Origin of the sequence: Prochlorococcus marinus str. NATL2A, from assembly GCF_000012465.1 — a bacterium.
In the GTDB taxonomy this organism is placed as follows: domain Bacteria; phylum Cyanobacteriota; class Cyanobacteriia; order PCC-6307; family Cyanobiaceae; genus Prochlorococcus_B; species Prochlorococcus_B marinus_B.
On record NC_007335.2, the window covers coordinates 1 to 25,762 of the forward strand.

A 25,762-nucleotide genomic window follows, 5' to 3' on the forward strand; every position below is an offset into this window, starting at 1 on the left:
TAATAGATGGATACTATGTTTTTTGGATTACCCACAGAAACCACAGGTACTACTACTACTAATTCAATTTGATATAAGAAATAAAGAAGTTGAATAGAAGTAAAAAGTTTTGTTTTTTTTAACGGTATTGCTTTTTGGAAATAGCTATGAAATTCTTATATCAAAGGATTTTTATTTGAAATAACAGGATGAAATTAAGTTGTTCTCAGTCTGAATTAAATAATGCTCTTCAATTGGTTAGTAGAGCTGTTTCTAATCGACCGACTCACCCTGTATTGGCTAATGTTTTGCTCGCTGCTGATGAGGTCACTGGAAAACTTCGTCTGACTGGTTTTGATTTAAGTTTAGGAATACAAACTTCAATATCTGCTTCTATAGACAGCAGTGGTGCTATAACTTTGCCTGCTAAGTTGTTTGGTGAAATTGTTTCGAAATTATCTAACGACTCACCTTTAGTTCTGACGTCAGATGAAACTAGTCAACAAGTCGAGTTAACTAGTAAAAGTGGAACGTATCAAGTAAGAGGTATGCTGTCTGATGATTTTCCTGAGTTACCTTTAGTAGAAAATGGTACTTCATTTAAATTGAATCCATTATTATTATCTAATGCAATTAAATCAACTTTATTTGCAAGTAGTACAGATGATGCTAAGCAATTACTTACTGGTGTTAATCTTACCTTTGACGGATATGGTATTGAATCTGCAGCTACCGATGGACATAGATTAGCTGTCCTTAATTTAAATAATATTTTATCCGATTCAAAAGAGATAGATAGTTCTATTAAATTCGAAAAATTTTCTATTACATTACCTTCCAAATCTTTAAGAGAAGTAGAAAAATTTTTAAGCACTTGTGATATTAGTCATCCAATTAATTTTTTTATTGATAAAGGACAAGTAGTTTTTATATCTGTTGAAGATATTATAACTATAAGAGCTTTAGAAGGTTCTTATCCAAATTATTCGCAATTATTACCTGATACTTTTGAAAACGAATTAGAATTTGATCGGAAAGAATTTATATCTTCATTAGAAAGAATTGCTGTTTTAGCAGATCAGCATAATAATGTTATAAAGGTAACGACTGACGGCTCTGCTAATTTAATCAAAATAAGTACAGATGCCCAAGATATTGGAACAGGTTATGAGTCACTACCTGTTTCTTATAAAGGGGATTCTTTTCAAATAGCATTTAATGTTAGATATTTATTAGATGGGCTCAAAGTCATAGATTCAAACCTGATTAAATTAAGTTGTAATTCTCCTACTACACCTGCAATTTTCTCACCTATTAATAGTGACGTTAATTTCACTTATCTAGTAATGCCTATACAAATACGAAATTAATTTTGACTGTCCCTAAAAAATTATTACTTAGTGATTTATTAAAACATAATGTTCGTTGTGAAAATGGAATTGATCACGGTCCAGTTATTACTCCATGGATGCATCCACCTGTCCATAGAATATTAGGATTTATATCTCGTCCCTCTAACTTGAGACTTGAAAGAGAGGTATGGAGGTTAGATCAACTAAAAGGAATAAATCAACAAGAAGTTTACGTAAAAGGTGTTTGTTCAGTTTCTGATGAACAAACTTTAGATCGTTTCCCTACCTTAATGAATGCAAATGTTTTTAATAAAAGTGGTCAAAAAATAGGTTTAATAGCTGATTTTCTTTTTGAGCCAAAAAAAGGAAATATACAATATTATTTAGTTAGTAGATCTAATCCATTAATTCCAGGAACTAGTAGGTGGCTTTTATCCATTGATCAAATTATTGATAAACAGCCAGGTTCTATCTCTTGCGATATTGAAACATTTGAAGATCTACCAATACAGAAAGCTAGTTTAAAAGAAGAATTTCTTAGTAAGAGTAGAAAATGGAAAGCTCAATTTCAAGATTTAACTTACAATGCTTCCGATAAGCTTGAGGGGTGGATCGATGATCAAATTAGTGAAAGTGATAATGATTCTTATGAAATGCTGAATGACGATCCTTCATATGATGACTGGATAGACAATTTAGATATAGATAGTTCTGAGGAATTTAATAGAATGAATAAATCTAAGAAAAATACAAATTCTACTAATGAAAGAGATCTTGATCCTTGGATTTAATAAATGACAGTATCTTTTGAAAATAAAGATTTTAACCAGTTCATTAATTCATCAAAATTTCTTGTTGAATATGATGTTACGTCCGCTCTTGAGCAAGAAGGGTTAAAACAATCTGATTATGCAGAAATTTGTAGAAGACTTAATCGGGCTCCAAACAGAAATGAATTAGGAATGTTTGGTGTTATGTGGTCTGAACATTGTTGCTATCGAAACTCTCGTCCTTTACTTAAAAACTTTCCTACAACAGGTAGTCGAATCCTTGTAGGTCCTGGAGAAAATGCAGGCGTAGTTGATATTGGTTTTGGTCAAAGATTAGTGTTTAAAATTGAAAGTCATAACCATCCATCAGCTGTCGAGCCTTTTCAAGGAGCAGCAACTGGTGTAGGTGGAATTCTTAGAGATATTTTTACTATGGGAGCTAGGCCAATAGCCTTATTGAATGCTTTAAGGTTTGGTCCATTAGATGATGAAAAAAATATTAGTTTATTAGAAGGTGTAGTTGCAGGTATTTCTCACTATGGAAATTGTGTAGGAGTTCCTACTATTGGAGGAGAAGTGGGATTTGATAGTAGTTATTCAGGTAACCCTTTAGTTAATGCAATGGCGTTGGGTTTGATGGAAACAGAAGAAATAGTTTGTTCAGGTGCTAGTGGAATAGGTTTTCCAGTTCTTTACGTAGGAAATACAACTGGTAGAGATGGTATGGGAGGAGCAAGCTTTGCTAGTTCTGAACTTTCTAAAACGTCAATAGATGATCGACCAGCCGTTCAAGTTGGTGATCCTTTTCTTGAAAAAGGATTAATAGAAGCTTGTTTAGAGGCTTTTAAAACAGGATATGTAATTGCTGCACAGGATATGGGAGCGGCGGGGTTGACTTGTAGTTGTTCTGAAATGGCGTCAAAAGGTGAGGTAGGAATTGAATTGAATCTTGACCTTGTTCCAGCTAGGGAAAAGGGCATGACTGCATATGAGTTTTTGTTATCTGAATCGCAAGAACGAATGCTTTTTGTTGTGAAACCTGGTTCAGAAGAAGAATTGAGAGAATTATTTATAAGATGGGGATTATATGTTGAAGTTGTTGGAAAAGTTTTAAAAGAAAAAGTTGTTAGAGTGATTCATAAAGGTGAAGTTGTAGCAAATCTGCCCGCATCTGCGCTTGCTGATGATACGCCTATTGAAGAACATTTATTAATAAATTCAACACCTGAATATTTGCAAGAACATTGGAAATGGACTGAAGATTTATTACCTAAAACTTTAGATGATGGAATTATTAATATAAAAAATAATTTATTTATTAGTTGGAATAATGTTCTATTAGAGTTATTAAGTATACCTTCAATAGCTTCAAAAAATTGGATTTATAAACAATATGATTTTCAAGTACAATCTAATACAGTTGTTTCTCCTGGAGAAGCTGATGCTGCTGTTATTAGGATTCGATCTCAAAATGACTTTTCAACTAAGCCAAAGAAAGATAGAGGAATAGCTTCAGTCGTAGATTGTAATGATAGATGGGTTTATTTAGATCCTCAAAGAGGAAGTATGTCTGCTGTTGCAGAAGCCGCTAGGAATTTAAGTGCTGTGGGAGCTGAACCTATAGCAATTACAAATAATTTAAATTTTTCTTCTCCAGACAAAGCAGTTGGTTTTTGGCAATTATCAATGTCATGTGAAGGTATAACTAAAGCTTGTTTAGCATTGAATACTCCAGTTACAGGAGGAAATGTGTCATTATATAATGATACTAAATTGCCAAATAATACCGTTATACCTATACATCCAACGCCAGTAATTGGTATGGTTGGATTAATAGAGGATATTAATAAAATTTGTAAAAAATCTTGGGTTAAAGCTGAAGATCAAATATGGATGATTGGATTACCTTTGGAAAATAATATAAATCAAGATGAAAGAATTTCACTATCTGCTTCTTCTTTTTTAGAGTATATTCATGGATTGAAAACAGGTAGACCTCCAGAAATAGACTTAAATTTAGAAAAACAAGTTCATGCATTTTTAAGAGAAGTAATAAAACAAGGTATTGTTAACTCTGCTCATGATTTAGGTGATGGTGGTCTGACAGTTGCCATAGCTGACTGTTGTATCTCTTCTGGCTATGGAGCAAATATTATTCTCCCTCCTAGCCAATCAAGGTTAGATAGACTCTTATTTGCTGAAGGAGGTGCAAGAGTTTTAGTGAGCTGTTCAACTGATCAAAGCGTAGAATTAAAGAAATATTATAAAAATATTTCCTTACAAGGATCTATTCTTTTTTCAATATCTCATTTAGGTAATGTAAATAATCAAAAAAAACTATTAGTGTCTCAATCTAATAATACAATTATAGATGTTAATATTCTAGACTTGAAAGATACATATAAAGATGCCATCCATAAAAAAATAACTAAATAAAATCATTTATGATTTATAATTTTAAAACTACATTTATTTTACTTAACCTAGGAATATAATTATGTGTGGAATAGTAGGTGTTGTTTCAACTGATCAATGTAATCAACAAATTTACGATAGTTTGCTATTGCTTCAGCATAGAGGTCAAGATTCCACTGGTATAGCAACAATGGATGGCAGTGTTTTTCATATTAATAAATCTAAAGGTCAAGTTCGAGAAGCTTATAGAACTAGAGACATGAGAGCTTTGATCGGAAGATCAGGATTAGGACATGTACGTTATGCAACTAAAGGTGCTGCTCATAGAGAAGAAGAAGCACAACCTTTCTATGTCAATGCTCCTTACGGAATTATTCTTGTTCATAATGGAAACTTAACAAATACAAGAGAGCTAGAAAAAGAACTTTTTAAAGTTGATAAAAGACATACAAATACATCAAGCGATACTGAAATGTTATTAAATGTTTTGGCAACAGAATTAAATAGTGAAGTAAAAGGAAAAGATGTAGATCCAGATGATCTTTTTAATGCTGTTAAAAGACTTCACTCTAGAGTAGAAGGATCCTATGCTTCAATCGCTTTAATAGCAGGTCATGGTCTTTTAGCGTTTAGAGATCCTTTTGGAATTCGCCCTTTGGTTATTGGTAAAAGGGTAAAAGAAAATAACAAACCTGAGTGGGTAATCGCTAGTGAATCGCTAGTTATTGAAAATAATGATTATGTAATTGTTAGAGATGTTGAACCAGGTGAGGCGATATTTATAACTTCAAATGGTGAGTTTTTTTCTAAACAATGCTCAGATAATCCTCAATTATTCCCCTGTTCATTTGAATATGTTTATTTAGCAAGACCTGACTCAATAATGAATGGTATTTCTGTTTATGAGTCAAGGTTAAGAATGGGGGATTTATTAGCAGAAACTATAAAAAAACAAATATCTCTTGGTGATATAGATGTCGTAATGCCAATTCCTGATTCTTCTAGACCTGCTGCAATGCAGGTAGCAAGACAGTTAGGTATTGAATATAGGGAGGGTTTTTTCAAAAATCGTTATGTTGGTAGAACATTTATAATGCCTGGTCAATCTCTAAGAAAACGTTCAGTGCGTCAGAAATTAAACGCAATGAGTACTGAATTTAAAAATAAAAATGTATTGATAGTTGATGATTCAGTGGTTAGAGGAACGACATCTCAGCAAATAGTTCAAATGGCAAGAAGTGCAGGGGCTAATAAAGTTACTTTTACATCTGCTGCTCCACCAATAAGATATCCACATGTTTATGGAATTAATATGCCAAGTAGAAATGAATTGATTGCGTATAATAGAGATATAAATCAAATAGAAAATAATTTATTTATTGATAAAATGATTTATCAAGAGGTAAATGATCTTACTCAGGCTATTACGCAAAATTCTAAAATTAAGGAATTAGATTTATCATGCTTTACAGGGAAATATATTACAGGAACAGTCACTGATGAATATTTAACTTGGGTTGAAGAAACATCTTTGTCTTAATTTTTATCTGGTACTTTCATTGAAAAAGTAGATTTTAAAAACTCATCATTTTTTAAGTCTATATTTAATTTGTTCTCTTTTCTATATGAACTATTATCAATTTGATCGGTTTTTAATCTTTGATATCTATCCTTATCAGTTTTAACATAAACATGTTTATTATTTATAAAACAATCAATTACTCTTTCTTTAATTGTTTTATTATCTTTAAAATGTATTCCCATTGTTCCTAATGCTCCTTTTTTGGATATAGTTATTTCTTTTGTAGAATGTTTTACAAAAAAACCTTTGTTAGTAATTAAAATTAAATCTTTATTTTTCTTTTCTTGAAAACTTAAAGCTTCAACTATATTTTCATTAGGGAATAATTTTATTATATTTGTTCCTTGAGCTAATTTCCCCATAAAAGGGAAATCATTTTCTGTTATTTTAATTTTAATAATTCTGCCAATATCACTCACTATATACAAATAGCTATTCTCTTTACAAAGAATGCAAGATTTAAGCTTTACACTGTCTTTTAATTTTAAAATCGTTGTTGATCTATTAGAAATATCGCTAATCTCATTAATTGAAATTCTTTTAAACTTTCCATCAGTACTTATTAATCCTATACTTATATCTCTTATTTCTGTTAGTGGAATAAGATTAATTATTTTATCATTTTCTAATCCTGCTGGTAAAAATTGTTTTAAAGGGCCAGGTTTTTGTCCTGCAAATTCCCACTTAAGAAGACCTATCTTACCTTCTTGACTGACGGCTAATATCTTTGGTTCATTTTTAATTGGCCATATTAGCTTTGCAGGTAGAATATCTTTTCTTTCTTGATTAATTTCTTTCAGTTTTAATTTTTTTATTGTTAGTGAAGGAATTATCTTTATTTCATTATTTGATTGAATAATTATTTCAGAATCTTTTGATAATTCTTTTAATGCATTTATTCTCTGAAGTTCTTTATTTGGTCTTTGATTTGCCATTTTTTCAGCAATAAGAGCATCTCCACCTTCTATTAATTTTGTTCTTCTTTTACTACCAAATCTTTTTTTAAGATCTTTTAGTTCTTTAACCATAACTTTCATTAAATTTTCTTTGTCGTTAATTATTAATTCGAGTTCTGCTCTTTTAGTTTTTAAATCCTTTAGCTCATTCTTTAGAGAATCTTTTTCAAGACCTGTGATTTTCTTTAAAGGCATACCCAGAATCCCATCTGCTTGCCTTTCATTAATCTTTAAGCTAATAATTAAATTACTTTTAGCTTCAGGTGTATCTTTAGATTTTTCAATTAAATCAATTACTTTTTTAACATTATTTGTTGCTTGGATTAGAGCGTCAACTATCTCTTCTCTATTTTTAATATTTTTTAGTAAATAATTACTTCTTAGTAAAATAGTATTTTCTCTAAACTCTAAAAAATTATTTAATAATTTTTTTAACGTAAGTTGTACTGGTTGGCCATTAACTAATGCAAGTAAAATGGCACCAAAATTGCTTTGTAGAGAAGTTTTTTGATATAAAAAATCTAGAATTTTTTTTGGATCAGAATCTCTTTTAACTTCAACAAGAATTCGCATTCCATCTCGATCGCTTTCATCTCTAATATCAGCTATCCCCGAAATTTTTCCATTATTTACAAGGTCAGCTAATTTTTCAATCCAGCTAGCTTTGTTTAATTGATATGGTAGTTCTGAAATAATAATCCCACTTCTTTTGTGTTTACCTTTTCCAGGATTAATTTCTTCAATGCGAGCTATACCTCTCATGGTTATGCTTCCTCTCCCTTTTGTGTAAGTTTCTTTTATTCCGTTACTAACTAATATCTCTCCTCCCGTTGGAAAGTCTGGTCCAGGTATTATTTCTAATAATTTTTCTTCGTTTAGTGAAGGTTTTTTTATTATTGCAATTAAAGCCTCTACCACTTCGTTCAAATTGTGTGGAGGAATACTTGTAGCCATTCCAACGGCAATTCCTGTACTTCCATTTAAGATGAGGAAAGGTAATTGAGCTGGTAAAACATCTGGTTCTTGTTGTGATCCATCAAAATTTGGTGAAAAATCAACAGTTTCTTGATCTATTTCACTTAAAATTGCATCGTTAGATATTGGGGCTAGCCTAGTTTCTGTATATCTCATTGCAGCAGGAGGATCATCATCAATAGATCCAAAGTTTCCGTGACCATCAAGAATTGGGTATCTTGAATTAAACACTTGAACTTGTCTTACAAGTGCGTCGTAGACAGCTTGATCTCCATGTGGATGATATTTGCCAAGAACATCTCCTACAACACGAGCACATTTTCTGTAAGGCCTTTCGGGCGTAAGTCCTAATTCATGCATTGCAAAAAGAATTCTTCTTTGCACTGGCTTCAATCCATCTCTCGCGTCTGGCAATGCTCTCCCAACGATTACGCTCATTGCGTACTCGAGATAAGAACGCTGCATTTCCTGATGCAACGATATGGGTTTCAGGCGTTCCTTGGCCATCTTGGATTATGAAAGAGGCCTAAATTTCTTTGTTTAGGTTACTAACTAATTTGTTAAAAACCAGTTTTTTGTTAAACATTAAGTCATTCAGTTTTTTCTCTAGCTTCTCTAACTACTTTTTTCATTTCTTTCGTTTTAAAAAAAAGTTTTGCCGAGTGTTGTAATTTTCTTCCCCACAATTGTTCAGATTGATACTCAATATCAGCATATTTTGGATTATCTATTAAAGCATTTTTTGCTATGTTTAATGTTTCAATAGAGATACCTTTCATTGAATAGTTTGAAATTGCTAATGCAAGTCTAGGCTCAGCATTATTACTTAATTTTGCTGCTAATTTAAATTTTGAAACAGCTTCTTCTTTTTTGTTAATTTCATAAAGAATAAGACCTTTATTATTAATTACTTGCCAAAAATTAGGGTTTAATTTAGTGACTTTATTATAAGTAAGTAAGGCTTTTTTGTATTCTTTTAGCATAATATATGCATTTCCAAGCTGGAAGTAGCCTGTTTCATTTTTATTATCTAATAATAATCCTTGATTAAGCATTAAAATTGCATTTTCAAGATTTTTTGAATTCATATATATAGAACCTTTGGCAAAATATATTGAGGCATTTTTCGGATTTATTGCTAAAACTTTATCCAATGATAATAATGCATTATTACTATCTTTTAATTTAAATTGCGCGTCTGCAAGGGTTGTCCAAAGAGTTTCCTCTGTAGGATTTAGTTTTAATGCAAGCTTTAAAATTTTAATTGCTTCTTTATATTGACCAAATTGAATTAGCTGTATAGCTGTCTTTCCGATTTGCCTTGAAGTAGATTCAAATTCTTGTTGATTTGGTTCATTAATTCTTGGAAAAAATGCAATCGATGAATTAGGTACAAAAAAAGTTTTAATTAGACTTAGACCAAGGAAATATTTAAAAATTTTTGAAGTTTGCTTCATTATTTTTATGTTTTCTTTGATATTGAATCTATATTCCTACGCCACATCCATGGCTTAATTCGTTTTAGTGCTGAATTTTTTAAACTTTCTTTCCATTTTGCATCATCCCATGACAATAGATCTTGTTTAGTTGTATGTAATATCCATTCAGATGGCTGAAGATCTGGTTCAGTTGTGCTTGGAATATGTTTTTGGTTCCATGGACATACATCTTGGCAAATATCACAACCAGCAATCCAATTTCCCATTTTATTAATAATATTTTCTGGTAATTCTTGATCTCTATTTTCTAGGGTGTGATATGCCAAACACTTGTATGAGTTTACAATAAATGGTTCTTCTATTGCTTTAGTTGGGCATGCTTCAATACATTTTTCACATTCACCACATATTGGTTTGGAAGGTTTATCTGCTTCTAAAACTTCAGTAGATAAAAGATGACCTAAAAACATCCATGAACCAATTTCAGAGTTAATTACGTTACTGTGTTTTCCAATCCATCCAATACCAGCTTCTTCTGCCCATGCCTTATCCAAAAACGCACTTGTATCAACACATATTTTCCATTTAGCATTTGGCCTTTCTGTCTCTAAAAATTTAGCAACTTTTTTTAATTTTTCTTCAATAATTTTGTGATAATCCTTTCCCCATCCATATCTGGCAATTGATATGTCTTTAGATTCTCTTTCAGTATCTACATAATAATTCAGTCCAACAGCAAGAATACTTTTTACCCCTTGGAGCATGTTTTCTATATCTTTTCTTCTTGGGCTCTTCATCCATTCCATTGTTGCTTGATGGCCTGCTTGCAACCATCTTTCTAATGAAGCGGTCCGAAGTTTAATTCTTGAAGATCCTGGAACTTTTGCAATTCCTACTGCATCAAAGCCTTCCTCAAAGGCTTTTTCTTTGATTTTTTTTGTTAGATCAATAGAATTTCTCAAGATTGGAGCAAGCTTTTCATGAATAATGTAGTGCCTTTAATTAAAAGGTTTTTCAGTCAATTCCGACCTTATTAGGGGATCGAAATGCTTTCTTTTGATGTTTTATTTTTATTAATAGCTTAAATTATTCAATTTATGCACTTAATTTGGTTAGATTGAGTATATATATATTTTTCGGACTCTCTTTATTTGGTGCAGTCCTCTCCCAAAGAAGATCTTACTCTTAGCTCAAGGCTTCAGCAGGATCTTAAAAATGACCTAATAGCTGGTCTATTGGTGGTTATTCCCTTGGCTACCACTATTTGGTTGTCTACAATTGTCAGCCGCTTTGTTCTGGCAATATTAACTTCAATACCAAAACAATTAAATCCCTTCATTACTCTTAATCCTTTACTGCAAGACCTTATTAATCTCGCTTTGGGTTTAACTGTTCCACTACTAGGAATTTTGTTGATAGGTCTCATGGCTAGAAATTTTGTAGGAAGATGGTTGCTTGAGTTTGGCGAAGGAACTCTATCTCGAATACCACTTGCGGGATCAGTTTATAAAACTCTTAAACAACTTCTAGAAACTTTTTTGAGAGACAATTCAACTAGATTTCGCAGAGTTGTATTAGTTGAATATCCGAGAGAAGGTTTGTTCAGCGTTGGTTTTGTGACTGGTATCGTTGGCCCATCTCTACAAACGGAACCAAATCAACCTTTGTTGAGTGTTTTTATACCTACTGCACCAAATCCTACAACTGGTTGGTATACATTGGTTCCAGAAGACTCTGTTAAAGATTTAGATATATCTGTTGAAGACGCTTTTAGAACCATTATTTCTGCTGGAATTGTAAATCCTGATGATAGAAGTAACTCTTCAAATACATCTTTTTCTAGTTTATTTTCTCAGTTAAGAGCATCATCTTCGTAAAGCTTTTAGTCATAGTTATGCAATTAAAATCAATTTCCAGAGAGTTAGCTCTTTTACTTTTAGGACAAATTAAAAAAAAAGATATTAATAAATTAAATATTGAAAGTTTACTTAGTAAAGCAATTGAATCTTTAACTCAACATTGGCGAGAACAATTAGATTCATGTGCATCGCAATTAGAAAAAGCCAATCAGGAATTATTGGATAGTGAATTTCAAGTAGATGCGGGATTGTTAATAAAATCTCAAAATCATTTGAAAACTTGTTTGATTGACTCAGAAAATATACTTAATTGCTTGTCTGAAAGTATCGAATTACCAAGATTACTAGCGTTAGTTGATCAAAAAGAAATACGTGAGTTAGCTCTTAGGCGTGTTGATTTAGTTATTGAAAAGCAAGATGAGATTGATCATAAGCTTGATAGCGTTATGGAAGGTTGGCGTTTAAAAAGGTTACCTAGAATTGATAGCGATATTTTGAGATTGGCATGGGTTGATTTAATAGATTTTAATACTCCTATGGCTGTTACTTGTAATGAAGCTGTAAATTTGGCTAATCGTTATAGCGATGAACAAGGACGAAGAATGATTAATGGAGTTTTAAGGAAACTTCAAAATTCTGCTTTGATACTAAACTTGAAATGAAAGACGATTTTTCTCAGGACGAAAAGAATTTTTCTAAGATGAATCAAACCGAGAATTCCTCATTTGTTAACGATGACTCTTTAGATTGGGCAAAACAAGCTTATTTGCAACTCAAACAAAAGCAAAAAGAGGAAAAAGAGTTATGTCAAAAAGAAATTGAAGAAAAAGAGATATTGAAAACTAAAACAAATACAAACGAGGATTCTAAATCAAATATTACAGTCGAAAATAGTCTGCAAGTTAGTCAAGAGACAGAAGTAGAAGATCAGCCTGAATTAGGAGATTTTGATGATACTTTTACATGGTCAGCGGAAGTTTTAGCTGCCCAAGGTAAAAAAATTGACCAATTTTCATTAGATGATATTGATTGGCTCAGCAGACTCAAGCAAGGGTTAGAAAAAACTCGTAAAGGCTTTGTTACTGATTTATTAGAAAAATTAGGAGACGATCCACTTACTCCTGAAGTTCTTGATGATTTAGAGACTCTTTTACTTAGAGCAGATGCGGGAGTTTCTGCTACTGATCAAATTTTAGAATCTCTAAGAACCAAGTTAAATGAGGAAGTTGTTGAAGCTTCAGAGGGCTTGCGTTTTTTAAAAGAACAATTAGTCAATGTTTTAGAAAAACCAATAAAAGATAGTGGTGCTGATTTGCTTTCTCCACAAAAAGGTTGTTTAAATATTTGGATGCTAGTAGGTGTTAATGGAGTTGGAAAAACGACGACTCTGGGTAAATTGGCAAGTGTTGCAAAAAGAAGTGGTTTTTCAGCAATGATTGCCGCTGCAGACACTTTTAGAGCTGCAGCTGTTCAACAAGTAAAGGTATGGGGAGACAGAACAGGGGTTGAAGTTATCGCAAATGAATCTAAGAATGCCGATCCAGCATCGATAGTATTTGATGCTATTGGTGCAAGCAAATCAAAAAATATAGACTTACTATTGGTAGATACTGCAGGAAGATTACAAACGAAAAATAATTTAATGGAGGAATTGAAAAAAATTAGAAAAATTATCGATAAACTTGCTCCTAAGGCAAACGTTGAATCTTTATTAGTTCTTGATTCTAGTCAAGGTCAAAATGGCCTAAGGCAGGCTCTAGCATTTGCTGATTCAGCAGAATTAACAGGTGTAATACTTACAAAACTTGATGGATCTTCTAAAGGAGGTGTTGCTATGGCTGTTGCATCAGAAGCAAAACTTCCTGTCAGATTTATCGGAGCTGGTGAGAAAATTAGAGACTTGCGACCATTTAATAGCTTTGAATTTATTGAGGCACTTTTAACTGTTAGATGATTTTTAGATATTTTTTGTATATGTTGTTAAGTTTTAATTTCTTTATTGTTGGAGAATGATGAAAGAAAATTCTCCAATTTCAGAACAACAAAATCAACATCCTACTAATATCTTCTCAAGTGCTGCTTCCAAGTCTCTTAGCGATTTGGTTCATAGCCTTTCTCAAGAGCAAGTTGTTAATCAAGATTTATTACTTTCATTGAGCTTTGCTTTGCGAAGTTTTACTAATTTACAGCGTTTTCTTGAGCTTATTCCACTGCTTGTCACTCAATTAGTTGGCGTTAAAGGATCATTGTTAATTCCATTTCAAGATAATGGAAGCCTTTGGCGGGAACAGTTACAAATGGTCCCTATTGATGAAGATCAGGAACTCTTTAGAAAATTATTTCTTTTAGAGAAAGGGAAGAAAACGGGGTTTGGCATGGAGGGAAAAAATATTGAAATGTTAGATTGTTTAGTTCAAAGACATCTTGATTCTTCTAATGTAATTGCTACATCGATAGTTTCTCGAGGAAGGCAGCGAGGTCGATTATATGCGTTTGATAAAAAAGAGATTGTTTTTGGTAGTAATGTCCATCGAAAACATATTCAAATAGTTGCTGATCTTGCTGGAGTAGCGATAGAAAACGATGCAATTTTTCAGGTGATTCGTAATCATGAAAAAGTTGATAGACAAATAAGTATTGGTGCTGAAATCCAATCACAATTATTACCTGATCAATGTCCAGTAATTGAAGGAGTTGAATTGGCTGCTTGCTGTAGGCCCGCTTTTCAAGTAGGTGGCGATTATTACGATTTTATGCCCACTCGCTCAGATTTAAATGAAACAGCAAAAGCCAGTGGGCGTTGGGCTTTGGTGATTGGTGATGTTATGGGTAAAGGTGTTCCGGCTGGATTGTTGATGACTATGTTAAGAGGAATGCTTAGAGCGGAAGTTTTAACAGGACTACCCCCTGATTCCATTTTGCATGACCTGAATCAATTAGCTCTTGAAGATCTGACTCAATCACATAGGTTTGTAACTTTGTTTTATTCTGACTATGACGCTAAATCAAGAAAATTACGTTTTGCTAATGCAGCACATAATCCTCCTTTGCTTTGGAGCTCCAAGACAAAATCAATTAATAGATTAGATACCCCTGGTTTGTTAATAGGTCTTCAACCTGAAGCTGAATATGGATGTGGTGAGATATTTCTGCAGCCTGGTGATGTCCTTCTTTACTACACTGATGGAGTTACTGAGGCACCCGGGATATCAGGTGAACGTTTTGATGAAAATCGTTTAATAACTTTTTTAGATAAATTTGCTAAGGAAGGCTTGGGAGCCAAACAAATATTAAATAAACTTTTTGAAAGATTAGATGGTTTTGTAGGTGTTAGTGATCATCATCTTGAAGATGATGCGTCAATGGTGGTTTTAAAAGTCAAAGAATCAACGGTTCCTGAATTAACTTAGTAATCGCCTGACAATTGCTAAGACTCTTGCTTTATTTGTATTAGTCATATGGAAAAAGCATTGAGCAAAACTTGGAGTGAGAGATTTGATAAAGGACTTAATCCTTTTATAGAAAAATTTAATGCTTCTATCGAGTTTGATATTTGTTTATTAGAGGAAGATTTGGATGGATCAATTGCCCATGCACGTATGCTTGGAATTCAAGGGATTATTACCAAGGAAGAGGCGCTCAGATTAGAGAATGGTCTTCAACAGATTCGAAAAGAGGCTTCTGATGGTTTATTTCACCCTGTCATTTCAGATGAAGATGTGCATTTTGCAGTAGAAAAAAAATTAATAGATTTGATAGGCCCAGTAGGGAAAAAACTACATACTGGTCGTAGTCGTAATGATCAAGTTGGAACAGATCTGAGATTATGGCTAAGAAAGCGTATTGATGAAATTGATATGGATTTGGTACGTCTTCAGAAATCTCTTTTTTTATTAGCAGAGGAAAATTTGTATACGCTTATTCCTGGTTATACGCATTTACAAAGAGCCCAACCTTTGTCTCTGGCGCATCACTTGTTGGCATATATTGAGATGGCACAAAGAGATAGAAATAGATTAAAAGACGTAAGAAAACGAGTGAATATTTCTCCACTAGGAGCAGCTGCTTTAGCTGGCACATCGATTTCTATAAGTAGAAAGATTACTTCTTCAGAATTACACTTTCAAGGTATTTATTCTAATAGTTTAGATGCTGTAAGTGATAGAGACTTTGTTGTAGAATTTTTAGGAGCCTCGTCGTTAATTATGGCTCATTTAAGTAGATTATCTGAAGAAGTAATTTTGTGGGCATCTGAAGAATTTGCATTTATTCAATTAACCGACCGATGTGCTACTGGAAGTAGTCTTATGCCTCAAAAAAAGAATCCTGATGTACCAGAGCTTGTTCGAGGCAAGTCAGGAAGAGTATTTGGACATTTACAAGCTATGCTGACTATGATTAAAGGATTACCTTTAGCTTACAACAAAGATTTTCAAGAAGACAAAGAAGCTATCTTTGATAGCGTTAAAACAGTTAAGAATTCTTTGATTGCCATATCAATTTTGTTTGAAGAAGGTTTAATTTTTAGAAAAGAAAGACTTAATCAAGCTGTTTCCTCAGACTTTTCAAATGCCACTGATGTAGCTGATTATTTAGTGGCTAAGGACATACCTTTCCGAGAGGCTTATCAATTAGTTGGGCGAATTGTAAAAACTTCTTTGGAGGAGGGGATTTTATTAAAAGATATTCCTTTAGAAAGATGGAAAACATTTCATAAATTTTTTGAAAAAGATATTTATGAAAAGCTTTTGCCTTCGAGTGTGGTCGAGTCTCGTTTGAGTGCTGGTGGAACTGGATTTGAGAGAGTTCAAGAACAGCTTCTTTCTTGGCGAGAAAAATTATTTAATTAAAAAAAATTTTTTAGATCAATTTTAGGGCTTTCGGTATTAAAGTGTATGGTGATAACTCATTTTAGAGTTATTAATTTTGGCTATTTATAGCCTATTAGTTACATTTTATTTTAAGTCAATTTTCAAGTGAGTATTTTTGTCGGCAACTTGCCCTTCCGCGCTGAGCAGGAAGATGTCATGGAATTGTTTTCTCCCTTTGGGGAGGTGTCAAATTGTTCTTTACCTTTAGAACGAGATACAGGACGCAAAAGAGGTTTTGCTTTTGTTGAGATGGCTGATGAAGCAGTTGAAGCTTCAGCAATTGAATCTCTTCAAGGTGCTGAGCTCATGGGTCGTCCTTTAAGAATCAACAAAGCTGAACCTAGAGGGAGTGCTCCCAGAAGAGGCGGCGGCGGCTATGGCGGCGGCGGTCAAGGCGGCTACGGCGGTGGCGGTCAAGGCGGTTACGGTGGCGGCCAAGGCGGTTACGGCGGCGGCCAAGGCGGTTACGGCGGCGGCTATGGCGGCGGCGGTCAAGGCGGCTACGGCGGTGGCGGTCAAGGCGGCTATGGCGGTGGCGGTCAAGGCGGCTATGGCGGTGGCGGTCAAGGCGGCTACGGCGGTGGCGGTCAAGGCGGCTATGGCGGTGGCGGTCAAGGCGGCTACGGCGGTGGCGGTCAAGGCGGCTACGGTGGTGGCGGTCAAGGCGGCTACGGCGGTCAAGCTGATCAATCAGCTCAAGATAGACCTTCTGGAGCCAAAGGTTGGGAAGATCGTAGTCATGGCAATGCTTCTCAAGATGTAAATGACTTTGATCAAGGTCGTAGTAGAAGAAGAAGAGGTGCTTCGCCTGAAGGGGGAGCCGACTCTACTGCAGATTATGGCGGCGCAGAATCTTAAAGATTTCGCTTATTGTTTTTATTGCCCAGCATCTTCAAGTTGTTGGGCAATTTTTTTTAAAATAGAAATATCAGCTTTCTGAGTTTGACATTTTTCACTTAATTCTTGTCTCAATATTTTTGCATTAGGAATATTTTCTATCAGATTTAAAATATGTCTTGAAATTTGCCAAAGACGTCCACCATTTTCTAAATGCTTTTGAGCAAAAGGAATAAGCTTTTTAATTATTTTTGATCTTGATAAATATTTTTCTTTTTGTCCAAAAATTAATGAATCAATTTTTGTCCAAAGAAATGGATGAGAATATGCAGCTCTTCCTACCATTGCTCCATCAAATACTTTGAGAGCTTCAATAGAATCGTTAATTGTATTTATTCCACCGTTCAGCTCAATAATTAACTCAGGCCTATTATTTTTTAAGTTTTGAACTCTTTCATATTGAAGAGGTGGAATTGAACGATTTTCTTTTGGATTTAATCCATTAAGCCAAGCTTTTCTTGCATGAACGATGAATCTGTCTGCTCCTGCAAGTGAACAAGTATCAACAAATTTGAGAAGATAATCATCACTGTCGAGATTATCAATACCAAGTCTGTGTTTGACAGTTATTGGGATATTGCATGTTTTTTTCATTTTCTCTATGCAACTGGCTACTATATTTGGTTTTCCCATTAGACAAGCTCCAAAGTTGCCAGATTTTACTTTTGGACTAGGGCAGCCAATATTTAAATTAATTTCGTCATATCCCCAATCTTCAGCCATTTGAGCTGCTTCAGCTAAAAGTTTCGGGTTGTCTCCTCCTAGTTGTATGGAAATAGGATGCTCAATCTCATCAAAATCTAATAATTTATTCCTGTTTTTGCTGTAATGGAGCGCTTGGGCCACAATCATTTCAGTGTATAGAAGCGATTTTTTGGTGATCTGGCGCATAAGGACACGAAAATGCCTATCTGTGCAATCCATCATTGGAGCAATACTTAATCTGTAGTTAGCTATTTCATTTGTTTTTAAAGAATTGGAAATCATTTTTTATGAATTAATTTTTTCGCCTTTTAGGGAGGAAATTTTATTAAGATTCACTGAGTTGAGAAATTTCTTTGAAGCGTAGATTTTTTATGTTTGGACTCTTGAATACTCTTTTTGGTTTTACTATCAAACCAAAAAGCGCTTTTGCCTCCTCTAAATCTATGGAAAACTATAAAACTCTAACTGATACAGACTGGGAAAATCGTTTACCCAAAGATGCTTTTTACGTCTTACGAAAGGAAGGAACAGAGAGACCGTTTTCAAGTCCATTAAATGATGAAAAAAGGAAAGGAGTTTTTCGTTGTGCAGGATGCGGTCTTGCTTTATTTTCTTCAACAACAAAGTTTGACAGTGGAACAGGCTGGCCAAGTTTTTTTGATCATTTACCGGATGCAATAGAGACAAAAACAGACTTCAAATTAATTGTCCCTAGAACTGAATATCATTGTCGACGATGTGGTGGGCATCAAGGACATGTTTTTAATGATGGTCCAAGACCCACTGGTAAACGATATTGTAATAATGGCGTCGCTCTTGCATTCGAAGTTGATTCGTAAATGATTATCTTTTCTATTCAAATAGGTGTGGGCTTCCGTAGCTTGTACAAAAAACCCTTTGCAATCAACATGGTCTAAAAGCTGATTGAATTATATGAATTCAGACGTTTCCTCTTCCGAACATGAATTATCACAAGATGGTTCATCACAAAATAATCCCAGTGAAAATTCTGTAAGTTCTCCCAATAGTAATGAATCAGTTAATCAAGTTGAGCTTTCTGATAATCCCGAAGTAGAGCCTCAAGTGAAGAATGATTCAGTAGATACAGCAAACGAACAATCTTCAACTAGTTGTGAGTCAAATATTAAAGGTTCAGATACTGAAGCAAGATTACAGCAATTAGAAAAAGAGCATGAAACTTTAAACAGCCAATATATGAGAATAGCTGCTGACTTTGATAATTTCCGAAAGCGACAGACGCGTGATCAAGATGATCTAAAAATTCAACTTACTTGCACAACCCTTAGTGAAATACTTCCTATTGTTGATAATTTTGAAAGAGCAAGGCAGCAGTTGAATCCTGAGGGTGAAGAAGCTCAAGCATTACACCGAAGTTACCAAGGGCTTTACAAACAATTAGTTGAAGTTCTTAAGAATCTTGGCGTTGCTCCAATGCGAGTGGTTGATCAGGCTTTTGATCCGTCTTTGCATGAGGCAGTTATGAGAGAGCCCAGCGATGAAAAGGCTGAGGATATTGTGATTGAAGAATTACAACGGGGTTATCACCTTAACGGTCGTGTTTTAAGACATGCCTTGGTTAAAGTTTCTATGGGTCCAGGCCCGAAAGTCATTAATGAAGAGATTCCTGATCAGAGTGCTTCTAATCAAGAACTAAGTGAATCTGTAGATGGTTCAACTAAAGATGAGAATTAACTACATGATGATCGAAATGGAATTGAATTTGTTTAAATGTACTAATGGCTGATTTTTACGATCTATTGGGTGTCAGCAGAGATGCTGATGCTGACACTTTAAAAAGAGCTTATAGACAGCAAGCTCGGAAATATCACCCTGACGTCAACAAGGAAGCGGGTGCAGAGGATAAGTTCAAAGAAATAGGCAAAGCATATGAAGTTTTAAGCGACTCTCAAAAGCGAGCTCGTTACGACCAATTTGGAGAAGCTGGAATAGGTGGAGCTGCTGGCATGCCGGATATGGGAGACATGGGCGGCTTTGCAGATTTGTTTGATACCTTTTTTAATGGCTTTGGTGGTGCTAGTTCAGCTGGAGGTTCTCGCCCTCAAAGACGAGGACCACAACAAGGAGACGATTTACGTTACGACCTAACGATTGATTTTGATAAAGCTATTTTTGGACAAGAAAAAGAGATTACGGTCCCTCATTTAGAAACTTGTGATGTTTGCAGAGGCACTGGGGCTAAGAAAGGCACTGGTCCTGTTACTTGTTCTACATGTAGTGGTGCAGGTCAAGTAAGAAGAGCGACTCGTACACCTTTTGGAAGTTTTACTCAAGTAGCTGAATGTCCAACCTGTGGTGGTACTGGACAAGTGATTAAAGATCCTTGTAATGCTTGTGGAGGGAAAGGGGTTAAACAAGTAAGAAAAAAATTAAAAATTAATATTCCTGCTGGAGTTGATAGCGGAACACGATTAAGAGTCTCAGGAGAGGGTAATGCTGGATTAAAGGGTGGTCCATCGGGAGATCTATATGTTTTTTTAAAAGTTAAAAATCATCCTAATTTAAAGAGAGATGGATTGATAATTTTATCTGAAGTTAATATTAGTTACCTGCAGGCAATTTTAGGAGATACTATTGAAATAGAAACTGTAGATGGCCCTACTAAGTTGCAAATTCCAGCAGGAACCCAACCTAACTCTATTTTGAATTTAGAAAATAAAGGAGTGCCGAAACTAGGCAATCCAGTTGCTAGAGGTAATCATCAAGTCTCAGTAAAGATTAAATTACCTACAAAATTATCAGATTCTGAAAGAAATTTATTAGAAGAATTAGCTGGACATTACTCTGCACGTGGACCTCAACATCATTATCATAAAAGTGGCTTATTCAGTAAGTTATTTGGCAAATAATAGTGGAAAAAAATATCTTCATTGATCATTATTTAAATTTGAGTGGCCTTGCTTGCCCAGTAAATTTTGTTAAATGTTGTCTGGTTTTAGAAAACTTATCGTCAAATCAAGTTTTAAAAGTTGACCTTGACATAGGCGAAGCTGAAACTAGTGTTATTGATGGTTTACAAGAGAAGGGTTATAAAGTAAAAATATTGAATAAAGATTCTAAAATAGTGACTTTGATAGTATCGAGTGAATAAAAATAAATCTAATAAATTAAAAGGTATTGTTGTTGCACTTAAGGCAAATTTTTTAATCGTAGAGATTGACCATAAAAATTTTAAAGATCATTCATTTGATCAATTTTACGGGAAAATTAGACTTTTATGTATACGAAGAAGTAAATTAAATTATCAAGGTTTATTTATAGATGTAGGTGATATAGTTTGTGTCGAGTCTATAGATTATAAAAACAAACGAGCTGTAGTTTCTGATGTAGAGCCTAGACAAAGTTTCTTAAAGCGTCCAGCAGTGGCAAATGTTACATTAGTTTCTATTTGCATCTCAGCTGACGAGCCTTTATTTGATATGGAGCAAACAAGCCGTTTTTTATTAACAGCTGAATGTGCAAATATAGAGCCATTGATAATTTTAACCAAAATAGATTTAATTACAAAGAATGATTTGATTTTATATATAAATAAATTTAAATCTTGGGGGTATGATTGTATACCAGTATCTATACATAATTCTCAGGGTATTGATTCATTAATAGAACGATTGCGAAAAACAAAATTAACTGTTCTTGCTGGTCCTTCTGGAGTAGGAAAGACAAGTTTAATTAATCATTTAATCCCAACTGTTTCACTACCTACTTCATCTGTTTCAAAAAAATTAAAGAGAGGTACACATACGACTAGGCATGTGGAACTTTTTGCTATTGGAAATGGATCACTTCTTGCTGATACGCCGGGGTTTAATCGTCCGGAAATAGTATGTGAGCCATCTGATTTTGCTTTTTTGTTCCCAGAGTTTCGAACTCAGTTAAGCAATTCACAATGCAAGTTCCGAAATTGTTTGCATAGAGATGAACCTGGTTGTGTAATTGATAAGGATCTTGAAAGATATCCTTTTTATCGTCAGAACCTTGAAGAAATGATTAATTCTCCTCTCCCATACCAGGCAGGTTAAGTTTGAACCCGCCGGTCAAATCTTCCATTCGTTCTTTCATAGTCGAAGTTGAAACTTCGTGAGCAGATTTCATAGCATCTAGTATGGCTTCTTCGATTATTGCTTTTCCTTCAGAAAGAAGAGAAGGGTCAATTTCTACTCTTAAAGGCTTTTGATTCCCTGACATCCATATCTTTGCCCTATTGTCATCATTTGTTCCTTCTATCTCCATAACCTCAAGCTCTTCTTGAAGTTTTTGGGCATTTTGCTGAATTTGTTGTGCTTTTTTGAAAGCTTCAGTGAGTTGTCCAAAATTTGGTAGTCCGAATCCAGCCATGAGAATTTCCTATTGTTATTGAGTTTAGGGTTTAAATTTAAAAGCCACATTGTTTAACTTCTGTTTCTAACAAGATTCCATAAGAATCAAAAACTCTTTTTTTGACATATTTAATCAATTCTCTGACGTCATTAGAGGAAGCTTGGTTTGCGTTAATTATAAAATTTGAATGTATTTTAGATATTTCAGCTCCACCAAAACGAAATCCTTTTAAACCAAGTTCTTCAATTAATTTTGCAGCTTTCAAAGGTTCTGGATTACGAAAAACACTGCCGCAGGTTTGAGCTTGATAAGGTTGAGTTTTTAATCGATGATTTAAGTTTTCATTTGTAACCTGTCGAATTTCTTTTGCATGACCTGATGCCAGCTTGAGTCGAGCAGATACGACAATTAATTTTTCATTTTGAAGCAGACTTTGTCGGTATCCAAAGTTTAGATCTTTTCCTTTGATCCTTTGGTATTCACCTGTCAAAGATAGCGTTGTAATACTTTCGAGATAGCTAGATATGCAATGTTCTTGTGCTCCTGCATTCATAACTACTGCCCCACCAATTGTTCCTGGTATTCCTACAGCCCATTCGAAGCCATGAAGTCCACTTGCAGCAGCTTTTCTGGCCAAAGTAGGAAGCATTTCACCGCTAAGGACTTCGATAATTCCATTATTTTTATCAATTTCAATTCCTTTGAAATTACGCATACATAGACTTAAACCTTTAATTCCTTTGTCATTGATTAAAAGGTTTGATCCAGCACCAATAACACTGCAAGGAATTTTTTTCTTATTTGTCCAATTAATTACATATTTAAGTTCTTCAATATTTTTTGGTTGAGCAATCCATTCTGCAGGACCACCTATTCCCCAAGTAGTGAAATTTGATAAGGAAATATTTTTCTCTAATTTAATGGAATTCATTTATTAAGCGGCTATATCATTGCTGATTAATTTATTATTGATTAACTCTAAAAATAGATTTTCACTTATTAGATTAATATCTCCTGCGCCCATAATTAAAATCAAGTCGTTTTCAATTGTCTGTTCTTTTATTAGTTTTATCAAATTTTGATTGTTATCTGGAGTATATATTTCTAGGTTCGGATTGATTTTTTTTAACTCATGTCCAATACTCTTATTATTTATTCCTTCGATTTTATCTTCTCCAGCAGAGTAAATTGGAGTTATAAATACTAAATCAGATTTACTTAGACTTTTTGCAAATTCCTTTTGAAACTTTTTAGTTCTACTATATCGATGCGGCTGAAAGATCGTAACTATTCTTCTTGGTAATATTTTTGAGAGTTTATGTTTTGTCTCAATAATAGTAGATGCAATCGATATTGCAGCATCAATTTCGCTCGGATGATGAGCATAATCCTCAACTATTAATCTGTTTCTCCATAATCCTTTAAATTCAAATCTTCTTGAAGGTAGCTTCAATTTTTCAATTCCTTTTTTTATATCTTTGAAAAGAATGCCAGCAACTCTACATGCAGCTATAGCAGCTGCTGCATTGCTTAAATTGTGTATTCCAGGAACAGGTATTTTTATAACATCAATAAACTTTTCTTTTTCATAATACTCCGCAATAATTTCACATCCATTAGATTCTTTCGGGATCAGTGCAAAATCTATATTAATAATTTTTTGAATCGAAAACCATTTAGAACCATGTATATTATCTCTAAGATTATCACAGTCAAAATTGGTAATCAGGCATTCACACTTTTGAGCAAACTGTTTCATTGTTTCTATTAAATCTTCTAGATCTAGATAATGATCAACATGTTCAAGTTCTAAATTCGTGATTAATCCGATATTTGGATTAAACTTTACTAATGATCCATCTGATTCATCTGCTTCTGCGATTAAAAATTCACTATTACCACAACTGTAGTTGCTTTTGTAGAGAGGCACAATGCCGCCAATGATAGCCGTCGGACTCTTATTTGCATATGAAAATAATGTTGTAATGTAAGTACTTGTAGTTGTTTTACCATGAGATCCTGAGACGATTATTGATTTTTTTTGTTCAATTAAAAAGGCTAATATTTCAGAACGATGCTTGATTTTTAAATTATATTTTTTTGCTTTACATAATTCAAAATTATCTTGATGTATTGCTGAACTTTTAACAACTAATATGTTTTTCCCATGGACTTTAAGAATTTCATCAATATTCGATTCTACTTGGGTTGGAAAGATGTGGACTTTGTTTTCTTCTAATTTTTTTAAAGTTAGGTTTTTTTTCTGGTCAGAGCCAGATATTGAATATCCTTTTTGAGCGAGAATCATTGCTAGAGCAGACATACCAATACCTCCGATTCCTATAAAATGAATATGAGGTGGTAAGTCCTTTGTCTTCTTCAATTTCGCTTCAGTGTCGTTAGAAAGATAACTCTTCATTGATATAAAGGCACATTTTTTAAAGAATTAGAGAGTTTTTGTACTTTTTATTTCCTTAACGCTTCAATTATTTTTCAAAATGCACAGAAAATGATCATCGTTCTGTATGATCAGCGGCCAGTAGCTTGTGCGGTTTTACCGTTTTTGAAATGACTTTGCGTGTAGCGATTAATGGATTCGGAAGAATTGGACGCAATTTTATGCGTTGTTGGCTGAGTAGGGGTGCAAATACAAATATTGAAGTGGTCGGCATTAACGTCACTTCTGATCCAAAAACTTGTGCACATTTGCTCAAATATGACTCTATTCTAGGTGCTATTAAAGACGCCGAAATTTCACATACGGACGATACATTTCAAATTAATGGCAAAACTATAAAATGTTATTCAGATAGAAACCCTTTAAATCTTCCTTGGAAAGAGTGGGGAATTGATTTAGTAATTGAGTCAACAGGTGTATTCAATACAGATGTTGGTGCTAGTAAGCATCTACAAGTTGGGGCCAAGAAGGTAATTCTTACTGCACCTGGGAAGGGTGATGGTGTAGGTACTTATGTAGTTGGTGTTAACGCTGATTCATACTCTCATGAAGATTTTGATATCCTTAGCAATGCAAGTTGCACCACCAATTGTTTAGCGCCAATCGTAAAAGTTTTAGATCAAAAGTTGGGGATTAATAAAGGCTTAATGACCACGATTCATAGTTATACGGGAGATCAAAGAATTCTTGACAATGCTCATCGTGATTTACGTCGCGCAAGAGCAGCAGCAATGAATTTGGTCCCTACTTCAACTGGTGCGGCAAAGGCTGTTGCTCTTGTTTATCCACAAATGAAAGGGAAACTAACTGGTATTGCGATGCGAGTCCCTACACCTAATGTTTCTGCGGTTGATTTGGTTTTTGAATCAGGACGTAAAACTAGTGCTGAAGAGGTCAATTCATTACTTAAAACCGCTTCACAGGGAGAAATGAAAGGAATCATTAAATATGGTGATTTGCCTCTGGTTTCTACTGACTATGCGGGAACGAATGAATCAACCATTGTTGATGAAGCATTAACAATGTGCATCGATGACAATATGGTCAAAGTCTTAGCTTGGTATGACAATGAGTGGGGTTACAGTCAAAGGGTAGTTGACTTGGCTGAAATTGTTGCCCAAAAATGGAAGTAAAACTAAGTTCCA

Annotated in this window: 23 protein-coding genes; 16 read left to right on the forward strand and 7 right to left on the reverse strand. The window is 34.1% G+C overall.

Annotation, left to right across the window (positions count from 1 at the left end; all coding sequences use genetic code 11):
- Nucleotides 1–188: 188 nt before the first annotated feature.
- The 4 genes from dnaN (at nt 189) to purF (ending at nt 6,056) form a co-directional block, all read left to right on the forward strand.
- Nucleotides 189–1,349 carry a DNA polymerase III subunit beta gene (gene dnaN, locus PMN2A_RS00015; RefSeq protein ID WP_011293961.1) on the forward strand — a complete coding sequence of 387 codons (1,161 nt, stop codon included), beginning with the start codon at nt 189–191 and terminating at the stop codon, nt 1,347–1,349.
- A 2-nt stretch (nt 1,350–1,351) separates the two neighbouring features.
- Complete coding sequence (locus PMN2A_RS00020; RefSeq protein ID WP_011293962.1) at nt 1,352–2,122, forward strand: PRC-barrel domain-containing protein; 771 nt, start codon at nt 1,352–1,354, stop codon at nt 2,120–2,122.
- Nucleotides 2,123–2,125: 3 nt separating this feature from the next.
- A complete protein-coding gene (purL, locus tag PMN2A_RS00025) occupies nt 2,126–4,537 on the forward strand; it encodes a phosphoribosylformylglycinamidine synthase subunit PurL (protein ID WP_011293963.1) in 2,412 nt (803 codons plus the stop codon).
- Between the two features lie 61 nt (nt 4,538–4,598).
- The gene (gene purF, locus PMN2A_RS00030) at nt 4,599–6,056 is read left to right on the forward strand and encodes an amidophosphoribosyltransferase (RefSeq protein WP_011293964.1); all 1,458 of its coding nucleotides are present in this window, start codon (nt 4,599–4,601) and stop codon (nt 6,054–6,056) included.
- Here purF and PMN2A_RS00035 read toward each other — a convergent pair.
- The 3 genes from PMN2A_RS00035 to queG all read right to left on the reverse strand — a co-directional run bounded on the left by PMN2A_RS00035 (nt 6,053) and on the right by queG (nt 10,430).
- Nucleotides 6,053–8,536 carry a DNA gyrase/topoisomerase IV subunit A gene (locus tag PMN2A_RS00035; protein ID WP_011293965.1) on the reverse strand — a complete coding sequence of 828 codons (2,484 nt, stop codon included), beginning with the start codon at nt 8,534–8,536 and terminating at the stop codon, nt 6,053–6,055. The genes purF and PMN2A_RS00035 overlap by 4 nt on opposite strands.
- An 83-nt stretch (nt 8,537–8,619) precedes the next feature.
- On the reverse strand, nt 8,620–9,486 hold the full coding sequence (locus tag PMN2A_RS00040; RefSeq protein ID WP_011293966.1) for a tetratricopeptide repeat protein: 867 nt from the start codon (nt 9,484–9,486) through the stop codon (nt 8,620–8,622).
- A 5-nt stretch (nt 9,487–9,491) separates the two neighbouring features.
- Entirely contained in the window at nt 9,492–10,430 is a 939-nt protein-coding gene (gene queG / locus PMN2A_RS00045) for a tRNA epoxyqueuosine(34) reductase QueG (protein ID WP_011293967.1), read from the reverse strand.
- 189 nt (nt 10,431–10,619) lie between these two features.
- Here queG and PMN2A_RS00050 point away from each other — a divergent pair, with 189 nt between their 5' ends.
- The 6 genes from PMN2A_RS00050 to PMN2A_RS00075 all read left to right on the forward strand — a co-directional run bounded on the left by PMN2A_RS00050 (nt 10,620) and on the right by PMN2A_RS00075 (nt 17,056).
- Nucleotides 10,620–11,345 (forward strand): DUF502 domain-containing protein, encoded by a 726-nt coding sequence (locus PMN2A_RS00050; protein ID WP_041710885.1) that lies wholly within the window; start codon nt 10,620–10,622, stop codon nt 11,343–11,345.
- A 17-nt stretch (nt 11,346–11,362) separates the two neighbouring features.
- Nucleotides 11,363–11,989: a transcription antitermination factor NusB gene (gene nusB, locus PMN2A_RS00055; RefSeq protein ID WP_011293969.1), complete on the forward strand. Its 627-nt coding sequence runs from the start codon at nt 11,363–11,365 to the stop codon at nt 11,987–11,989.
- Nucleotides 11,986–13,281 carry a signal recognition particle-docking protein FtsY gene (gene ftsY / locus PMN2A_RS00060; RefSeq protein ID WP_011293970.1) on the forward strand — a complete coding sequence of 432 codons (1,296 nt, stop codon included), beginning with the start codon at nt 11,986–11,988 and terminating at the stop codon, nt 13,279–13,281. The genes nusB and ftsY overlap by 4 nt, the downstream gene beginning before the upstream one ends.
- A gap of 58 nt (nt 13,282–13,339) precedes the next feature.
- On the forward strand, nt 13,340–14,737 hold the full coding sequence (locus tag PMN2A_RS00065; RefSeq protein WP_011293971.1) for a PP2C family protein-serine/threonine phosphatase: 1,398 nt from the start codon (nt 13,340–13,342) through the stop codon (nt 14,735–14,737).
- 48 nt (nt 14,738–14,785) lie between these two features.
- Complete coding sequence (gene argH, locus PMN2A_RS00070) at nt 14,786–16,177, forward strand: argininosuccinate lyase (RefSeq protein WP_011293972.1); 1,392 nt, start codon at nt 14,786–14,788, stop codon at nt 16,175–16,177.
- 126 nt (nt 16,178–16,303) lie between these two features.
- A complete protein-coding gene (locus PMN2A_RS00075; protein ID WP_011293973.1) occupies nt 16,304–17,056 on the forward strand; it encodes an RNA recognition motif domain-containing protein in 753 nt (250 codons plus the stop codon).
- An 18-nt stretch (nt 17,057–17,074) separates the two neighbouring features.
- Here PMN2A_RS00075 and dusA read toward each other — a convergent pair whose 3' ends face one another.
- Nucleotides 17,075–18,082, reverse strand: a complete 1,008-nt coding sequence (gene dusA, locus PMN2A_RS00080; protein ID WP_011293974.1) for a tRNA dihydrouridine(20/20a) synthase DusA — start codon at nt 18,080–18,082, stop codon at nt 17,075–17,077.
- A gap of 89 nt (nt 18,083–18,171) precedes the next feature.
- Here dusA and msrB point away from each other — a divergent pair, with 89 nt between their 5' ends.
- From msrB to rsgA, 5 genes are all read left to right on the forward strand, one after another.
- Nucleotides 18,172–18,639 carry a peptide-methionine (R)-S-oxide reductase MsrB gene (msrB, locus tag PMN2A_RS00085; protein WP_011293975.1) on the forward strand — a complete coding sequence of 156 codons (468 nt, stop codon included), beginning with the start codon at nt 18,172–18,174 and terminating at the stop codon, nt 18,637–18,639.
- 94 nt (nt 18,640–18,733) lie between these two features.
- Nucleotides 18,734–19,513, forward strand: a complete 780-nt coding sequence (gene grpE / locus PMN2A_RS00090) for a nucleotide exchange factor GrpE (RefSeq protein WP_011293976.1) — start codon at nt 18,734–18,736, stop codon at nt 19,511–19,513.
- A 44-nt stretch (nt 19,514–19,557) separates the two neighbouring features.
- Nucleotides 19,558–20,688, forward strand: a complete 1,131-nt coding sequence (gene dnaJ, locus PMN2A_RS00095; RefSeq protein ID WP_011293977.1) for a molecular chaperone DnaJ — start codon at nt 19,558–19,560, stop codon at nt 20,686–20,688.
- Between the two features lie 2 nt (nt 20,689–20,690).
- On the forward strand, nt 20,691–20,930 hold the full coding sequence (locus PMN2A_RS00100) for a sulfurtransferase TusA family protein (protein ID WP_011293978.1): 240 nt from the start codon (nt 20,691–20,693) through the stop codon (nt 20,928–20,930).
- Nucleotides 20,923–21,861, forward strand: coding sequence for a ribosome small subunit-dependent GTPase A (gene rsgA / locus PMN2A_RS00105; RefSeq protein WP_011293979.1), 939 nt, complete (start codon nt 20,923–20,925; stop codon nt 21,859–21,861). The genes PMN2A_RS00100 and rsgA overlap by 8 nt, the downstream gene beginning before the upstream one ends.
- Here the strand turns inward: rsgA and PMN2A_RS00110 are convergent.
- From PMN2A_RS00110 to murC, 3 genes are read right to left on the reverse strand one after another with little or no spacing between them, the layout of a single operon-like run.
- Entirely contained in the window at nt 21,830–22,177 is a 348-nt protein-coding gene (locus tag PMN2A_RS00110; RefSeq protein ID WP_011293980.1) for a YbaB/EbfC family nucleoid-associated protein, read from the reverse strand. The genes rsgA and PMN2A_RS00110 overlap by 32 nt on opposite strands.
- A 37-nt stretch (nt 22,178–22,214) precedes the next feature.
- Entirely contained in the window at nt 22,215–23,090 is an 876-nt protein-coding gene (gene murB / locus PMN2A_RS00115; protein WP_011293981.1) for a UDP-N-acetylmuramate dehydrogenase, read from the reverse strand.
- Nucleotides 23,091–23,093: 3 nt separating this feature from the next.
- Nucleotides 23,094–24,578 carry a UDP-N-acetylmuramate--L-alanine ligase gene (murC, locus tag PMN2A_RS00120; RefSeq protein ID WP_011293982.1) on the reverse strand — a complete coding sequence of 495 codons (1,485 nt, stop codon included), beginning with the start codon at nt 24,576–24,578 and terminating at the stop codon, nt 23,094–23,096.
- Between the two features lie 149 nt (nt 24,579–24,727).
- Between murC and gap the strand changes: the two genes are divergently transcribed.
- Entirely contained in the window at nt 24,728–25,750 is a 1,023-nt protein-coding gene (gene gap / locus PMN2A_RS00125; protein ID WP_011293983.1) for a type I glyceraldehyde-3-phosphate dehydrogenase, read from the forward strand.
- Nucleotides 25,751–25,762 lie beyond the last annotated feature (12 nt).

Excerpts from the sequence above, each read along its gene's own strand:
- dnaN (WP_011293961.1), top strand. The coding sequence starts at position 189 with ATGAAATTAAGTTGTTCTCAGTCTGAATTAAATAATGCTCTTCAATTG.
- purL (WP_011293963.1), top strand. The coding sequence starts at position 2,126 with ATGACAGTATCTTTTGAAAATAAAGATTTTAACCAGTTCATTAATTCA.
- purF (WP_011293964.1), top strand. The coding sequence starts at position 4,599 with ATGTGTGGAATAGTAGGTGTTGTTTCAACTGATCAATGTAATCAACAA.
- PMN2A_RS00035 (WP_011293965.1), bottom strand. The coding sequence starts at position 8,536 with ATGGCCAAGGAACGCCTGAAACCCATATCGTTGCATCAGGAAATGCAG.
- PMN2A_RS00040 (WP_011293966.1), bottom strand. The coding sequence starts at position 9,486 with ATGAAGCAAACTTCAAAAATTTTTAAATATTTCCTTGGTCTAAGTCTA.
- nusB (WP_011293969.1), top strand. The coding sequence starts at position 11,363 with ATGCAATTAAAATCAATTTCCAGAGAGTTAGCTCTTTTACTTTTAGGA.
- ftsY (WP_011293970.1), top strand. The coding sequence starts at position 11,986 with ATGAAAGACGATTTTTCTCAGGACGAAAAGAATTTTTCTAAGATGAAT.
- PMN2A_RS00065 (WP_011293971.1), top strand. The coding sequence starts at position 13,340 with ATGAAAGAAAATTCTCCAATTTCAGAACAACAAAATCAACATCCTACT.
- argH (WP_011293972.1), top strand. The coding sequence starts at position 14,786 with ATGGAAAAAGCATTGAGCAAAACTTGGAGTGAGAGATTTGATAAAGGA.
- dusA (WP_011293974.1), bottom strand. The coding sequence starts at position 18,082 with ATGATTTCCAATTCTTTAAAAACAAATGAAATAGCTAACTACAGATTA.
- msrB (WP_011293975.1), top strand. The coding sequence starts at position 18,172 with ATGTTTGGACTCTTGAATACTCTTTTTGGTTTTACTATCAAACCAAAA.
- grpE (WP_011293976.1), top strand. The coding sequence starts at position 18,734 with ATGAATTCAGACGTTTCCTCTTCCGAACATGAATTATCACAAGATGGT.
- dnaJ (WP_011293977.1), top strand. The coding sequence starts at position 19,558 with ATGGCTGATTTTTACGATCTATTGGGTGTCAGCAGAGATGCTGATGCT.
- PMN2A_RS00110 (WP_011293980.1), bottom strand. The coding sequence starts at position 22,177 with ATGGCTGGATTCGGACTACCAAATTTTGGACAACTCACTGAAGCTTTC.
- murB (WP_011293981.1), bottom strand. The coding sequence starts at position 23,090 with ATGAATTCCATTAAATTAGAGAAAAATATTTCCTTATCAAATTTCACT.
- murC (WP_011293982.1), bottom strand. The coding sequence starts at position 24,578 with ATGAAGAGTTATCTTTCTAACGACACTGAAGCGAAATTGAAGAAGACA.
- gap (WP_011293983.1), top strand. The coding sequence starts at position 24,728 with ATGACTTTGCGTGTAGCGATTAATGGATTCGGAAGAATTGGACGCAAT.